The organism is Saccharothrix coeruleofusca, assembly GCF_017876325.1.
Taxonomy (GTDB): domain Bacteria; phylum Actinomycetota; class Actinomycetes; order Mycobacteriales; family Pseudonocardiaceae; genus Actinosynnema; species Actinosynnema coeruleofuscum.
In genome coordinates, this window is the sequence record NZ_JAGINV010000001.1 from 4,452,489 (window position 1) to 4,466,492 (window position 14,004).

Annotated in this window: 14 protein-coding genes; 7 read left to right on the forward strand and 7 right to left on the reverse strand. The window is 73.6% G+C overall.

What is annotated here, in order from left to right; all coding sequences use genetic code 11:
- The first annotated feature begins 45 nt into the window (after positions 1–45).
- The 3 genes from JOF41_RS19580 (at position 46) to JOF41_RS19590 (ending at position 2,816) form a co-directional block, all read left to right on the forward strand.
- Positions 46–984, forward strand: coding sequence for an ABC transporter ATP-binding protein (locus JOF41_RS19580; RefSeq protein ID WP_307867469.1), 939 nt, complete (start codon positions 46–48; stop codon positions 982–984).
- A 53-nt stretch (positions 985–1,037) separates the two neighbouring features.
- Positions 1,038–1,754 (forward strand): ABC transporter permease, encoded by a 717-nt coding sequence (locus JOF41_RS19585; protein ID WP_189224866.1) that lies wholly within the window; start codon positions 1,038–1,040, stop codon positions 1,752–1,754.
- A gap of 102 nt (positions 1,755–1,856) precedes the next feature.
- Positions 1,857–2,816 (forward strand): COX15/CtaA family protein, encoded by a 960-nt coding sequence (locus JOF41_RS19590; protein WP_189224619.1) that lies wholly within the window; start codon positions 1,857–1,859, stop codon positions 2,814–2,816.
- Here the strand turns inward: JOF41_RS19590 and JOF41_RS19595 are convergent.
- The 4 genes from JOF41_RS19595 to JOF41_RS19610 all read right to left on the reverse strand — a co-directional run bounded on the left by JOF41_RS19595 (position 2,750) and on the right by JOF41_RS19610 (position 6,800).
- Complete coding sequence (locus JOF41_RS19595; RefSeq protein WP_189224620.1) at positions 2,750–3,217, reverse strand: GbsR/MarR family transcriptional regulator; 468 nt, start codon at positions 3,215–3,217, stop codon at positions 2,750–2,752. The genes JOF41_RS19590 and JOF41_RS19595 overlap by 67 nt on opposite strands.
- 91 nt (positions 3,218–3,308) lie before the next feature.
- On the reverse strand, positions 3,309–3,848 hold the full coding sequence (locus JOF41_RS19600) for a DUF742 domain-containing protein (RefSeq protein WP_189224621.1): 540 nt from the start codon (positions 3,846–3,848) through the stop codon (positions 3,309–3,311).
- A 7-nt stretch (positions 3,849–3,855) separates the two neighbouring features.
- Positions 3,856–4,299, reverse strand: coding sequence for a roadblock/LC7 domain-containing protein (locus tag JOF41_RS19605; protein WP_189224622.1), 444 nt, complete (start codon positions 4,297–4,299; stop codon positions 3,856–3,858).
- A complete protein-coding gene (locus tag JOF41_RS19610) occupies positions 4,296–6,800 on the reverse strand; it encodes a sensor histidine kinase (RefSeq protein WP_209621026.1) in 2,505 nt (834 codons plus the stop codon). Before JOF41_RS19610 ends, JOF41_RS19605 begins: the two co-directional genes overlap by 4 nt.
- A gap of 337 nt (positions 6,801–7,137) precedes the next feature.
- Between JOF41_RS19610 and JOF41_RS19615 the strand changes: the two genes are divergently transcribed.
- Positions 7,138–7,563 carry a DUF485 domain-containing protein gene (locus JOF41_RS19615; protein WP_189224624.1) on the forward strand — a complete coding sequence of 142 codons (426 nt, stop codon included), beginning with the start codon at positions 7,138–7,140 and terminating at the stop codon, positions 7,561–7,563.
- A complete protein-coding gene (locus tag JOF41_RS19620; RefSeq protein ID WP_189224625.1) occupies positions 7,563–9,137 on the forward strand; it encodes a monocarboxylic acid transporter in 1,575 nt (524 codons plus the stop codon). The genes JOF41_RS19615 and JOF41_RS19620 overlap by 1 nt, the downstream gene beginning before the upstream one ends.
- A gap of 196 nt (positions 9,138–9,333) precedes the next feature.
- Here the strand turns inward: JOF41_RS19620 and JOF41_RS19625 are convergent, their stop codons facing one another.
- Both JOF41_RS19625 and JOF41_RS19630 read right to left on the reverse strand, forming a co-directional pair.
- Positions 9,334–10,185: a DcsG N-terminal domain-containing protein gene (locus JOF41_RS19625; RefSeq protein ID WP_189224626.1), complete on the reverse strand. Its 852-nt coding sequence runs from the start codon at positions 10,183–10,185 to the stop codon at positions 9,334–9,336.
- On the reverse strand, positions 10,182–10,469 hold the full coding sequence (locus JOF41_RS19630) for a hypothetical protein (RefSeq protein WP_189224627.1): 288 nt from the start codon (positions 10,467–10,469) through the stop codon (positions 10,182–10,184). Before JOF41_RS19630 ends, JOF41_RS19625 begins: the two co-directional genes overlap by 4 nt.
- Before the next feature lie 36 nt (positions 10,470–10,505).
- Here JOF41_RS19630 and JOF41_RS19635 point away from each other — a divergent pair, with 36 nt between their 5' ends.
- Together JOF41_RS19635 and JOF41_RS19640 are read left to right on the forward strand one after the other, a co-directional pair.
- Positions 10,506–12,113 (forward strand): DUF885 domain-containing protein, encoded by a 1,608-nt coding sequence (locus JOF41_RS19635; protein WP_307867470.1) that lies wholly within the window; start codon positions 10,506–10,508, stop codon positions 12,111–12,113.
- A 71-nt stretch (positions 12,114–12,184) separates the two neighbouring features.
- Entirely contained in the window at positions 12,185–13,156 is a 972-nt protein-coding gene (locus JOF41_RS19640; protein ID WP_189224628.1) for a quinone oxidoreductase family protein, read from the forward strand.
- A 43-nt stretch (positions 13,157–13,199) separates the two neighbouring features.
- On the opposite strand, the gene JOF41_RS19645 is transcribed toward JOF41_RS19640, so the two are convergent.
- Positions 13,200–13,790 carry an FKBP-type peptidyl-prolyl cis-trans isomerase gene (locus JOF41_RS19645; protein WP_189224629.1) on the reverse strand — a complete coding sequence of 197 codons (591 nt, stop codon included), beginning with the start codon at positions 13,788–13,790 and terminating at the stop codon, positions 13,200–13,202.
- Between the last annotated feature and the right edge of the window lie 214 nt (positions 13,791–14,004).

Here is a 14,004-nt window from a genome sequence, read left to right on the forward strand (position 1 = left end):
ACCCCGGCACGCCCAGGGGCGCGGCACGCCCTACGCTCTCCCGTCGTGAGCCCGCATCCCCACCGCCCCGCCGTGGAAGTGTCGGGGCTGGTCAAGCGGTACGGCTCGAAGACCGCGGTGGACGGCCTCGACCTCGTCCTCGACCACGGCACCGTGCTCGCCCTGCTCGGCCCCAACGGCGCGGGCAAGACCACGACCGTCGAGGTGTGCGAGGGCTTCCGCACCGCCGACGGCGGCACGGTGCGCGTGCTGGGCCTCGACCCCCGGCGGCAGGGCGAGCAGCTGCGCCCCCGCATCGGCGTGATGCCCCAGGGCGGCGGCGGCTACCCCGGCGTGCGCCCGGACGAGATGCTCCGCCTGGTGGCGGCGTGCGCGGCCGACCCGCTGGACCCGGCGTGGCTGCTGGAGGTGCTGGGGCTGACCAGCGCGGTGCGCACCCCGTACAAGCGGCTCTCCGGTGGGCAGCAGCAGCGCCTGTCCCTGGCCTGCGCCCTGGTCGGCAGGCCCGAGCTGGTGTTCCTCGACGAGCCCACCGCGGGCATGGACCCCCAGGCGCGCCGCCTGGTGTGGGACCTGGTCGGCGCGCTGCGCGCGGACGGCGTGAGCGTGCTGCTGACCACCCACCTGATGGACGAGGCCGAAGCGCTGGCCGACCAGGTGGTGATCGTCGACGCGGGCCGGGTCGTCGCGCGGGGCACGCCCAGCGAGCTGACCGCCCACCCCGCCGACGACCAGCAGCTGCGCTTCCGCGCCCGGCCCGGCCTGGACACCGACCTGCTGCGCGAGGCGCTGCCGGAGGGCATGGACGTCCACGAGGCGAGCCGGGGCGCCTACGTGGTGCGGGGCAGGATCGACCCGCAGGTGGTGTCGACCGTGACGTCGTGGTGCGCCCAGCAGGGCGTGCTCGCCGAGGAGCTGACCGTGGCCAAGCGGAGCCTCGAGGACGTGTTCCTGGAGCTGACCGGCAGGGAGCTGCGGTCGTGAAGTTCGAACCGGGCACCTTCACCCCCGCGCCCGGCCGGGGCGGGCTGGGCCGGATGCTGCTGGCGCAGGCCAGGACCGAGGCCGTGCTGACGCTGCGCAACGGCGAGCAGGTCCTGCTGACCGTGCTGATCCCGGTGGCGCTGCTGGTGGCGCTGGCGGTGATGGAGGTCATCCCGGTGCCCGAGCCGCGGGTCGGCTCGGCGGCGGCCCGGACCTTCGCGCTGGCGGTGATCTCCTCGGCGTTCACCGGCCAGGCCATCGCGCTGGGCTTCGACCGCCGCTACGGCGTGCTCAAGCGGCTGGCCGCCACCGCGCTGCCCCGCTGGCTGCTGGTGGCGGGCCGGGTCGTGGCGGGCCTGGCGGTCGTGGCGGTGCAGCTGGTGATCCTGTCGGTGACGGCGCTGCTGCTGGGTTGGCGACCACCGCTGTCCGGGCTGCTGTGGGCGGTCGCCCTGGTGGTGCTGGGCGCGCTGGCGTTCGGCGCGCTGGGCGTGCTGCTGGGCGGATCGCTGCGGGCCGAGGTGGTGCTGGCGCTGGCGAACATCGTGTGGTTCGCGCTGCTGCTGGTCGGCGGCGTGGCGCTGGGCGTGGAGTCGCTGCCCCCCGGCGTGGCGGCGGTGGTGGACCTGCTGCCCTCGGCGGCGCTGGCGGAGGGGCTGCACACGGCGCTGGTCGACGGCGCGGCTCCGGGGCTCGGGCCGGTGGCCGTGCTGCTGGCGTGGGGTGCGGTGGCGGCGGCGCTGGCGGTCAGGACGACCAAGCTGACCTGACCCGGACGCCGCACACTCCGGTCTTGAGCGTCCGGCTCACGGGTGAGGCGGGGCACAGGGGGTGAGCGGCGGGTCTCCGACCGTGCTGCCTACCATCGGGGGGTGTCCGCTCCCACCTGGCTCACCACCTTCCTGCGCACCTTCCAACGCGCCTTCGCGATAGCGGTCGTGATCGCCCAGGGCGGTATCGCCGTCACCGGTTCCATCGTGCGCGTGACGGGTTCGGGCCTGGGCTGCCCCACCTGGCCCCAGTGCTTCGAGGGCAGCCTGACGCCGGTGGAGCACCCCGAGGTCGCCTCGCTGCACCAGTGGGTGGAGTTCGGCAACCGCACGCTGACCGGCCTGGTGGGCTTCATCGCGGCGCTGTGCGTGCTGGCGGCCTGGTTCAACCGGCCGCGCCGCAAGCGCGTCCTGGTGCTGGCGCTGGTCCAGCTCGGCGGCGTGGCGGCGCAGGCGGTCATCGGCGGCATCACCGTGCTGACCGGCCTGCTGTGGTGGACGGTGAGCGTGCACTTCCTGGTGTCCATGCTGCTGGTCTGGTTCGCCGTGCTGCTGGTCGCCGCGCTCGGCGAGGGCGACGGCCCGGCCACCCCGCTGGTGCCCAAGCCCCTGATGACCCTCCAGGTGGTGCAGGCGGTCGTGCTCGGCCTGCTGCTGCTGGCGGGCACGTTCGTCACCGCCGCCGGGCCGCACGCGGGCGACGCGGCCACGCCGCGGCTGGACGCCCCGGTGGAGACGGTGTCGCAGGTGCACGCCGACCTGCTGTTCCTGTTCCTGGGCATGCTGATCGCCCTGGGCTTCGCGCTCAAGGGCCACCCGGTGCCCCGCAGGCCCTACGCCGTGCTGGTCGCGGTCGTCGTGGCGCAGGGCGCGCTGGGCCTGGTCCAGTACTGGACGGGGGTGCCCGAGGTGCTGGTCTCGCTGCACGTGCTGGGCGCGGGCGCGGTGGTCGTGGCCACCGCCGCGCTGTGGGTCTCGACCAGGGTCAGGGGCGACTACCTCGTCGAGGGCGAGGGCCTGCGCTCCCACAGCGGCGGCAGCTCGGTCGCCAGCCACGTGTAGAGCTCGTTCACCGCGCGCAGCCGCAGCGCGCGCTCGGGATCACCGCTCATCAGGCGCATCCCGGACTCGGTCAGCTCCCGCACGCTCACCAGCGCGTCGAGCTTGCGCTGCACCAGGTCGGCCCAGCGCTTCTCGTCGATCCGGTACTGCGCCGCCTGCCGCCCCCGCCGCGTCCGCTTGGTCACCAGACCCGCGTTGACCAGGAACTTCAGGTTCGTGCTGATCGAGCCGCTGCTGGCCTCCAGCTCCTGGGACAGCTCGGCGGCGGTGCGCTCGGTGGGCTGGCAGACCAGCAGGTAGCCCAGGATGCGCCCGCCGATGAGCGGGATGCCCTCCTCGGCGAAGTGCGCGGCGAACCGCTCGATCCACGCCGACAGGCGGCCTTCCCGTCCGACGCTCATCCGACCCCCTTGGCTTCGGTCAACACTGAAGCCATAGTAGGCCGGGTGTCGATCAAGGCGCAACGGGGCGGGCGGTGCTCCCCGACGGACCCTAGAGCTTGCGCAGGCCCGCCAGCACCCGTTCCATCAGCCCGAGGTCGGGGGTGTCCCCGTCGGACAGCGCGGTCTGGTGCACCTCGATCAGACCGCGTTCGGCCATGTCCCCCAGCAGCACCTTGGCCACGCCCAGCGGCAGCCGCAGCAGCGCGGCCACCTCGGCCACCGACCGGGGCCGCCCGCACAGCGCGACGACCTCCTGGTACTCGGCCTTCATCGGCGGGTACTCCCAGTCGACCGCCGAGACCAGCGTCTCGATCTGCAGCTGGAACGACGACGTGGTGCGCCCGCCGGTCCAGGAGTAGGCCCGCACGATCGAGGCGGCCTCCTCGCGCGGGTACTCGAAGTCCTCCTCGGGCTCCTGAGCGCGCACCTCACGGACGGGCCGGGCGGCGGGCGGCTCGGGGGGACGGGGTTCGGGTTCGGGCGGCTCCGGCTCGGCGGGCTTGCCGCGCCTGCGGGAGGAGTCGAGGCTGAACCCGTTGAGCAGGGCGGCGAACGACTCCTCCGAGGAGGGCTCCGGGTCCTGTCTCATGACCACCTCACACCGACGGGCGGGCCATCATCCGTTGCGCACCGTGCAGCTCGGCGCGCAGCTCGGGTGTGAGCAGCTGACCGACCTGGTCGACCACCACCGTCATCTCGTACGCGACCTGGCCGACGTCGGCGTCCGGCGCGGCCAGCACCGCCAGGCACGAGCCGTCGCGGATCGACATCAGCAGCATGACGCCGTGCTCCATCTCCACCACCGAGCGCAGCACGCCGCCGCCGTCGAAGCAGCGCGAAGCCGTCTCGGTCAGGCTGGCCACCCCGGCCGCGATGGCGGACAGCTGGTCGGCCCGGTCCTCGGGCAGCTCGCTGGAGGCGGTGAGCAGCAGGCCGTCCACGGAGATCACCACGGCGTGGGCGACCCCCGGCACGCGATCGGCGAAGTTGCTCACCAACCACCCGAACTGGTCAATCTGCCGCGACTTCTGCGTGCTCATTCCCTCTCCCGCCCTGTCGTGCTCTCCCCGGAATGCCGTATACCTTGCCGGACGCCGGTCTGGTAACTGGCCAAGAACCCGCGTGTCGCGTTCGGATCCCTCCGTACGGGTGCCACTCCGCCCTCCGCGCCGCCGGGTCGCTCAGATACGAGGTTGCTGCGCGGACGCCGTTTGGGCAGCTCTCCCCCGGTCCCGGCGACCGGCGCGCCCGGCTGCGGCTGTGCCGATCGGTGCTTGGCGGGCGCGGGCGGCGTCGGTGCGGCGCTGCCGAACCAGGTCCCCCCTCCCCCCGTCCCGGCCGGGGGCTCCTGCGCGGCCCGGCTCTCCAGAGTACGACTCTCACCCGATCGAGTGTCCGCAATTCGGGTGTCCGCGGTTCGGCCGTCCACCGCGCTGCCGCGGAACGGGGCCCAGCCGTCGTCCTGGCCGGGGGTCGGCGTCGGCACCGCCGGGATCGCCGGGATCGCGGTGGTCGGGATCGCGGTGGGCATCGGGGCCTGGGTCGGGATGGGGGCGGGCGCCGGGGTGCGCGGCGTCGCGGGGCGGACCTGCACGGGCGCGGCGACCTGCGCGCGCACCAGTTCCGCGGGCACCGCGACGGTGGCGCGCACGCCTTCGCGCTCGGCCCCCTGCTCGCGCAGCACCACGTCGATGCCGTGCCTGCCCGCCAGCGTGCCGACCACGTGCAGCCCCAGCTGGCGGGAGACCGACAGCTCGGCGGTGTCGCCGCCCGCCGCGCGGGCGATCTTGCCGTTGGCCTCGGCGAGGTCCGCCTCGGACATGCCCACGCCCTGGTCCACCACGTCGACCAGGACGCCGCCGCCCGCACGGGGCCTGCCGCCGATGATCACCTGGGTGCGCGGCGGGGAGAAGGAGGTGGCGTTGTCCAGCAGCTCGGCGACCAGCCGGACCAGGTCGCCCGCCGCGTAGCCGACGACCTCCACCGGCGGCGTGGCCTGCACGACGACCCGGTGGTACTGCTCGATCTCCGACGCCGCGGCGCGCAGCACGTCGCCCAGCGGCACCGGGCGGGTGAACCGGCGGGCCACGTCGCTGCCGGACAGGACCATCAGGTTCTCGTTGTTGCGCCGCATCCGGGTGGCCAGGTTGTCCAGCTTGAACAGGTTGGCCAGCTGCTCGGGGTTCTCCTCCTGCCGCTCCAGCTCCTCCATGAGCTTGAGCTGCCGCTCCACCAGGCTCTGGCTGCGGCGGGAGAGGTTGGTGAAGGCGTTGCGCATCCCGGCGCGCAGGTCGGCCTGCTCGGCGGCGGAGTTGACCGCCTGCCGGTGCACCGCGTCGAACGCGCGCGCCAGCTGGCCCAGCTCCTCCTTGGTGTGCACCGGGACCGGCTCGACCACGACCTCCTGCGGGCTCTGCTCGCGCAGCTGGGCCACCAGCTCGGGCAGCCTGCGCTCGGCCACGTCCAGCGCGGCCAGCCGCAGCGCGCGCAGCGACCGCAGCAGGTCGCTGCCCACCACGTAGCCCACCGCCGCGGCGGCGAACAGCGAGGCCAGCAGGACCACCGAAGCCGCGCCCGCGCGGTCGCTGGTCTGGTCCTGCAGCCGCGCGGCGGAGGCGGCCAGCTCCTCGCCCAGCGCGTCCAGCACCTCGGCGATGCCCGCGGCGGTGCTGGCCGAGGCGGCGTTCCACTGGTCGACCGGGACCTTGCCGCGCACCGCGCCGGGGTCGCCGCGCAGGTCCTGCACCAACCGGTTGCGCAGGTCGACCTCGGGACCGGTGACGGTGCTGCGGTACTCCTCCTGCTGGCCGGGCGTGGCCACCGCGCTGAAGTCGGCGACCTTGTCCTGGAACCGGGTCCAGGACTGCTCCAGCGCGGTCTGCTCGCCGTCGAGCAGGCTGCGCCTGCTGATGCCCGCGAGCACCGTCGCGTGCTGCCAGGACACCTGCTCGGCGGCCATGGACAGGCTGTGCTGCGCGGCCGCGGTGCCCGCCAGCGAGGCGTCGCCGAAGTCGCCGACCATCGCCTGGTCGAGGTCGAGCAGGGAGCGCAGCACGACGCTGTAGCCGCCGATGCCGCCCGCCAGGTCGACCGAGCCGCTGAGCACCCGCTCGCGCAGCTGGGGCAGGCCGTCCAGCTGCACGGTGACGTCGCGGTAGCGGACCGCGGTGACCTCGCCGAGCGTGGTGGTGCGCTCCACCAGCGCGCGCACCGCGGCCGCCGCGGCGTCGGTGTCCGCGGCCAGGTCGCGGAACCTGGTCGCGTCCGGGCCCGCGCCCTCGGCGCGTCGCGCGGACATGGCGCGCTCGGCCTGCACCCCGGAGATGAGCGGGCCCAGGCCCGCGCGCAGCGTCACCAGGCGCTGCATCGCGGCGTAGGAGTCGGCGCCCTCGATGTAGCCGCGGATCTGCACCACGCCGGCGCCGACGGCGACCAGCACGGGCACGGCCAGCACGGCGGCCAGCTTCACCGGGAGGCGCCAATTCCGCCAGTCGGCGACGACCCGCCACCATTGGCCGCGCACGTTGTTGTCCTCAGTCACCAGACAAGTCCCCGAAGTCGGAGTGACGAATCGCTGCCAGAATCGACGCCGGCACGATTGGTCGGCAGGCGGCGGATGCTGCTGCGAGATAGTAGGTGGTGGATCGTCGGACGACAACGACCGAACCGCCGGGTGGGCCCGGATCGAGCCACTGCATCGGTGAAGAATTTTCAGGTCTGCCCTCTAGCCAGCCGGCTCGTTACGTTGAGCTGCGCTGACAGCGATCGGGTGATCACTCCTCGGAGCTAACGTTGACTCCGGCCGCCGCCCGGTTACGCTGTCGCCCGCGATAGCCGGGCACCCGCCGGTTCCCGTCGCAAATCCCCCTGGAGGATTGATGACGAAGGCGTTGCCGCCGCCGACTGATTCCCGGCGTGCCCGCGCGGGTGGTCGTGGCTTCGCAACTTTCGACGACCCCGCGGATGCGCTGCTGACCGACGCGCAGGGCAATCCCGACTTCGCCGCCATCCAGCGCAGCGACGATTTCCGGGAGCTGCGCAAGCGCATTGCGATCTTCGTTTTGCCCGCCACCACCGCCTTCCTGGCCTGGTACCTGGGCTACGTGGCGCTGTCCGCCTACGCCCCGGAGTTCATGGCCACCCCGGTGCTGGGCGTGCTCAACACCGGCCTGCTGCTCGGGCTGCTGCAGTTCGCCAGCACGATCGCGCTGACGCTGGGCTACGCCCGTTACGCCCGCCGCAGGCTGGACCCGCAGGTCACCGCGGTGCGCGCGCTCACCGCCGAAGACGAGGAGCGGGGCTGATGGGCGGCAACACCACGGTCAACCTGGTCGTCTTCGGCGTCTTCGTGCTGCTCACGCTGTTCGTGGTCTACCGGGCTGGCAGCCGCAACGCCACCGCGTCGGACTACTACGCCGCGGGCTCCAGCTTCACCGGCAGGCAGAACGGCATCGCCCTGTCGGGTGACTTCCTGTCCGCCGCCTCGTTCCTGGGCATCTCCGGCAGCATCGCGGTCAACGGCTACGACGGCTTCCTGTACTCCATCGGCTGGGTGGTGTCCTGGCTGCTCGGCCTGATGATCATCTCCGAGCGGCTGCGCAACACCGGCCGGTTCACCCTGGGCGACGTGCTGGCCTACCGGATGCGGCAGCGCCCGGTGCGCGCCGCCGCGGCGAACGTGACCCTGGTGATCTCGCTGTTCTACATGGTCGCCCAGATGGCGGGCGCGGGCGCGCTGATGGCGCTGCTGCTGGACGTGCACACCAAGGGCGCCCAAGCCGTGGTCATCGCGGTGGTGGGCGTGGTCATGGTGCTCTACGTGCTGCTGGGCGGCATGAAGGGCACCACCTGGGTGCAGATCATCAAGGGCGTCCTGCTCCTGATGTGCGTCAGCCTGATCACGGTGTTCCTGCTGGGCAAGTTCGGGTTCAGCCTGTCGGCGATCCTGGAGACCGCGACCAGGCAGACCCCGCTGGGCGAGCGGGTGCTGGAGCCGGGCGTGCGCTACGGCGGCAGCCCGCTGGCGCGGCTGGACTTCATCTCGCTGGCGCTGGCCCTGCTGCTGGGCACGGCGAGCCTGCCGCACGTGCTGATGCGCTTCTACACCGTGCCCAACGCGCGCGAGGCGCGGCGCTCGGTGGTGTGGGCGACCGGCCTGATGGCCACCTTCTACCTGTGCACGCTGGTCATCGGCTTCGGCGCGCTGGCGCTGGTGGGCTCGGACGCGATCGCGCAGGCGCCCGGCGGCGAGAACTCCGCCGCCCCGCTGCTGGCGTTCGAGGTGGGCGGCGCGGTGCTGCTGGGCGTGGTGTCCGCGGTGGCGTTCGCGACCATCCTGGCGGTGGTGGCGGGCCTGACGCTGACCGCGTCGGCGTCGTTCGCGCACGACGTGTACGCCAACGTGATCAAGCACGGCAAGGCCGACCCGCGCTCGGAGGTCCGGGTGGCGCGGCTGACCGCCGTGGTGGTGGGCCTGCTGTCGATCCTCGGCGGCATCGCGGCCAACGGCCAGAACGTGGCGTTCCTGGTGGCGCTGGCGTTCGCGCTGGCGGCCTCGGCGAACCTGCCCACCATCATCTACTCGATGTTCTGGAAGCGGTTCAACACCAACGGCACCCTGTGGTCGCTCTACGGCGGGATGGCCTCGTGCATCGTGCTGATCGCGTTCTCCCCCGCGGTGTCGGGCTCGCCCTCGTCGATCCTGCCCGACGTCGACTTCCAGTGGTTTCCGCTGGGCAACCCCGGTCTGGTGTCGATCCCGTTCTCGTTCCTGTGCGGGTGGCTGGGCACGCTGCTGTCCAAGGAGCAGGCGGACCCGGTGAAGCAGGCGGAGATGGAAGTGCGGTCGCTGACCGGCATCGGCTCCGGCCTGCGCTGACCCCGAACGCCCACACGCCCAGCCCGGTGTCCCCGGCCGTGGGCGTGTGGGCGTGTCTCCCCCGCGAGTCGCGCGTTCCGACACCCCGAACCGAGCGTTCACGCACCCCGAACCGCGCATTCGCGCACCTCGGGTAGTAGTTACCGGCCCCACCACAGCCGTCGGGTAGTACTTGCCGACGTTGTGGGGGGTGGGGTCAGCGGGACAGGGCGGCTCGCACGGACGAGGCGAAGCGCAGGGGCGCGCCCGCGTCGGCTTGGCGGAAGCCCAGCGAGGGCTCGACCAGCTCCAGCTCCAGCAGCAGCGGCGTCCCGTCGGCGCCGGGGACCAGGTCCACGCGCGCGTAGAGCAGCTCCGCGCGCGACAGGCCCAGCACCCCGGTGGCGGCGTCCAGCACGTCCTCGGCCACCCGCCGGTACGCCGCCGAGGGCTGGGCGCCGCCCAGCCGCTCCACGATGTAGAGCCCGGTCTCGTCGTAGGTGGCGTCGGGGGTGAGCATCGCCCCCTTGGCGAACGCGTGCGAGTACTGCCCGCCGAAGAACACCAGCGCGGTCTCGCCGACCTCGTCCACCGCCGCCTGGTACGGCTGCACCAGCGCGGGCCCGTCCAGCGCGGCCAGGTGCGCCGCGGCGGCGTCCACGTCGCCCGCCGCGACCCGCAGCGCCCCGCGCGAGCCCGCGCCCACGGTCGGCTTGACCACGAACTCGCCCGACGGCCAGTCCGCGAACCCCGGACCGGCCACGGTCGTGGGCACCACCGGCAGGCCCGTCGCGGCCAGCTCGACCAGGTAGGTCTTGTCGGTGTTCCAGCGCACCACCCCGGCCGGGTTCAGCAGGCCGGGCGTGCGGTCGGCCCAGGCCAGGAACTCCGCCAGCCGGTCGGTGTAGTCCCACGTCGAGCGCAGCACCACGCGGTCGGCCTGCGCGGGCTCGGCGTCCCACACCGCGTAGGAGGCGTGCACGCCGACCTCGCCGAGCGCGTCGACCAGCGCCGCGTCGTCGGCGTCGCCGTCGGGCAGGGTCGCGCAGGTGGCCAGCAGGACCTTCACTTGCCCGCCATCTTGCGCCGGTGCGCGGGGCCGATGCGCACCGCGGCGGTGGTCTCGCGGTCCCACTCGTGCGCTTCGAGGTCGGTCACCGCGGCCACCACGGCCTGCGCCGAGGCCACGTCGGGCAGCACCACGTCGCCCATCGCCCCGTCGTCGCCGACCAGCACCACCCGCGCGCCCGCGCGCCCCAGGTTCTCCACCACGGCGCGCGACGGCTTGCCGTGCGCCGCCACGAACTCCGACGCCGTCCTGGCCGCGCGCGCCACCTTCTTGTCCTCTGCCACGCGCCCAGCCTAGAACCTGCGAGTAACTTCCGTGCCGTGACGACACCCACCACCTCGAACGCCCTGGTCGGCGAGTTCCTCACCTGGCACTTCGACAGCAACCCCGGTACCGCCGCCATGCTCGGCTCGCTGGCGCACGACCGCACCCTCGGCGATTTCAGCGCCGCCGCCCTCACCGCCCAGGAGCGGGAGGCGGGCGCGTGGCTGGACCGCTTCACCGCGGTCGAGACCGACGACCCCGAGGAGGCCGTGGACCGCGACCTCGTCATCGCGGTGCTGCGCGGGACGCGCGCCAAGGCGAGCTGGCCCGCGTGGCGCCGCGACCCGTCGACCTACACCTCGGCCGTGCTGTACCCGCTGTTCACCGCCTTCCTGCACCGGCTGCGCCCGGAGCCCGAACTGGTCGACACCGTGCTGGCCCGGCTGGCCGAGGTGCCGTCGGTGCTGGCCGCCTGCCGGGCCAACCTCGACCCGGAGCTGGCCGCGCCCAAGATCGTCGAGCGGGCCGCCGCGCAGGCCAGGACCGGCCGCGCGTTCCTGACCGCCACGCTGCCCGCCGAGGTGGCCGACCCCGCCCTGCGGGCCAGGGTGGCCGAGGCCGCCGAGCCCGCCGCGCGGGCGTTCGACGAGCTGGCCGCGTTCCTGGAGGAGTTCGCCGGGCGGGCGCGCGGCGACTGGCGGATGGGCGAGGCGCTGTACTCGACCCTGCTGCGCGAGCAGGAGCTGCTCGGCTACGGGGCCGCCGAGCTGCACGAGCGGGGCAAGGCGGCCTACGCCGAGCTGGAGGCGGAGATGCGCGCCCTGGCGGGCGCCGACGACTGGCACGCGGTGATGGCCGGCCTGCAGGACGACCACCCGCCCACGCCCGAGGCGATGCGCGCGGAGTACGAGGCGGAGACGCTCAGGGCACGGGCGTTCCTGGTGGAGCACGGGCTGGTGACGCTGGCCGAGGGCGAGCAGTGCCGGGTGGTGCCCTCCCCGACCTTCCAGCGCCCGGTGCTGTCGGTGGCCTCCTACATGTCCCCGCCGCCGCTGACCGACGCCCGGCTGGGGCACTTCTTCGTGCCCTTCCCGCCGGAGGGGTTCACCGACGAGCAGGTCACCCAGCGGTTGCGCACCAACGCCCGCTCGCAGCTGGCCACCATCGCGGTGCACGAGGCCTACCCCGGCCACCACTGGCACCTGTCCTGGCTGGCCGCGCAGGACCGGCCGGTGCGCAAGGTGTTCCGCACCCCGTACTTCTCCGAGGGCTGGGCGCTGTACGCGGAGAAGCTGCTGCGCGAGCACGGCTACTTCACCGACCGGGCGCAGGAGCTGGCGCACGTGGAGGCGCGGCTGTTCCGGGCCGCCCGGATGGTCGTGGACACCGCGCTGCACTGCGGCGACATGGAGGTGGCCGAGGCGGAGGAGTTCATGAGCACCAGGACCTCGCTGACCCCCGGCACGGCCGCGGGCGAGGTCACCCGGTACTGCGCGTGGCCCACCCAGGCCCCGTCGTACCTGACCGGCGCGCTGGAGATCGAGCGCATCCGCGCCGAGCACCAGGCCGCGGGTCGCGGATCGCTGCGGGAGTTCCACGACACCATCGCCGGGTCCGGGGCGCTGCCGCTGGGGCTGGCCCGCCGGGTCGCTCTCGGGGGCTGAGCACCGGAACAGGACCGGGTGCGGGAAGGTTGCCGTTGACGACCGATCTTCACCCAGCGGGAGGACAGCAGATGCCCAAGGCAGTGGTGGTGCGCGCGACCGGCGGCCCGGAGGCGCTGGAGCACACCGAGGTCGAGGCCAAGTCTCCGGGAGCGGGCCAGTTGCTGGTCGAGGTGGCCGCGGCGGGCGTCAACTACATCGACACCTACCACCGGTCCGGGCTCTACCCGATGCCGCTGCCCTTCGGGCTGGGCCTGGAGGGCGCGGGCCGGGTGGTGGGTGTCGGCCCGGAGGTGACCGGCTTCGCCGAGGGCGACCGGGTGGCCTGGGCCTCGGCGCCGGGCAGCTACGCCGAGCAGGCGGTGGTGCCCGCCGCGGTGGCCGTGCCGGTGCCCGAGGGGGTGGCGGACGAGACCGCGGCGGCGCTGCTGCTCCAGGGCATGACCGCGCACTACCTGGTCGCGTCCACCTACCCGGTGCGGGACGGCGACACCGTGCTGGTGCACGCCGCGGCGGGCGGCATGGGCCTGCTGCTGGTGCAGCTGGCCAAGGCCAGGGGCGCGCGGGTGATCGGCACGGTGTCCACCGAGGCCAAGGAGGCGCTGGCGCGCGAGGCGGGCGCGGACGAGGTGATCCGGTACGACCGGGAGGACTTCGCCGCGCGGACCCGGCAGCTCACCGACGGCGCGGGCGTGGCGGCGGTGTACGACGGCGTGGGCCGGACCACCTTCGACGGCAGCCTGGCCAGCCTCAAGCCGCGCGGCGTGCTGGCGCTCTACGGCGCGGCCAGCGGCCCGGTGCCGCCGGTGGACCCGCAGCGGCTCAACCAGGCGGGCGCGGTGTACCTGACCAGGCCCAGCCTGACCTGGTACACCGCCACCCGCGAGGAGCTGGAGTGGCGGGCGGGCGAGCTGTTCGAGGCGGTGCGCTCGGGCGCGCTGCGGGTGCGGATCGGCGGGCGCTACCCGCTGGCCGAGGCGCGCCGGGCGCACGAGGACCTGGAGGGTCGCCGCACCACCGGCAAGCTGCTGCTCGTGCCGTGACGCGGGTGGGCCCCCGGCGCGCGCCGGGGGCCCACCCGTCCGGTCAGCCCTCGACCTTGACCGCGTCGATCACGAACACCAGGGTCTCGCCCGCGGCGATGCCGTTGCCGCCGCTGCCGTAGCCCAGCTCCGACGGCACGACCAGCAGCCGCCTGCCGCCCTCCTTCAGGCCGATCAGGCCCTGGTTCCAGCCCTCGATGACCGAGGCGTTGCCGACGTCCTTGACCGCGTAGGGCTGGCCGCGCTCCCAGGACGAGTCGCGCACCTCGCCGTTGCTGAAGGTCACCAGCTCGTACTGCACGGTCGCGGTCGAGCCCGCCTTGACCTCGGCGCCGGTGCCGGGGGTCAGGTCCTTGACGACCAGGCCGTCCTGCGGCGCGCAGTCGGTGGGCACGGTGATCCTCGGCCGCTCGCCAGCCGCGCCGGAGACCTCGAACTGGTCGGGCTGGCAGGGCGGGCCGCTGGGCCTGGTCACCGATGCCGCGGTGGTGGGTGCGGAGGCCTCCGGGTTGGGCACCTCGGAGGCGACGTCGGATTGGGTGGACGGCCGGTCGCTCGGGGTGCACCCGGTCAACGACAGGCCGGCGGACAGCAGGGACACGAGAACCAGGGCCGTGCGGCCGACAGTACGCATGGTTGCCGAGCTTATGGGGCAGCCCCCGCCGACTCGCCACCAGGCCCACCGGGCAGCGCAACACCGATCACGGTGCGCTGCTGTCGATCTCCGAAATGGGTTGTAAATGTGCCTCGAATTACCGCTTCCGCCAATCTGCGGCCGCGCGTACAGTAACTCCGCACGTGATCGCCCCCGAAGGGCGCTCGTCCATTCGGGTATCAGCGACCCGTGG

What these genes read in the sequence shown, in the direction of transcription:
- JOF41_RS19585 (WP_189224866.1), top strand. Translation starts at nt 1,038, where the DNA reads ATGCTGCTGGCGCAGGCCAGGACCGAGGCCGTGCTGACGCTGCGCAAC.
- JOF41_RS19595 (WP_189224620.1), bottom strand. Translation starts at nt 3,217, where the DNA reads ATGAGCGTCGGACGGGAAGGCCGCCTGTCGGCGTGGATCGAGCGGTTC.
- JOF41_RS19600 (WP_189224621.1), bottom strand. Translation starts at nt 3,848, where the DNA reads ATGAGACAGGACCCGGAGCCCTCCTCGGAGGAGTCGTTCGCCGCCCTG.
- JOF41_RS19605 (WP_189224622.1), bottom strand. Translation starts at nt 4,299, where the DNA reads ATGAGCACGCAGAAGTCGCGGCAGATTGACCAGTTCGGGTGGTTGGTG.
- JOF41_RS19615 (WP_189224624.1), top strand. Translation starts at nt 7,138, where the DNA reads ATGACGAAGGCGTTGCCGCCGCCGACTGATTCCCGGCGTGCCCGCGCG.
- JOF41_RS19620 (WP_189224625.1), top strand. Translation starts at nt 7,563, where the DNA reads ATGGGCGGCAACACCACGGTCAACCTGGTCGTCTTCGGCGTCTTCGTG.
- JOF41_RS19640 (WP_189224628.1), top strand. Translation starts at nt 12,185, where the DNA reads ATGCCCAAGGCAGTGGTGGTGCGCGCGACCGGCGGCCCGGAGGCGCTG.
- JOF41_RS19645 (WP_189224629.1), bottom strand. Translation starts at nt 13,790, where the DNA reads ATGCGTACTGTCGGCCGCACGGCCCTGGTTCTCGTGTCCCTGCTGTCC.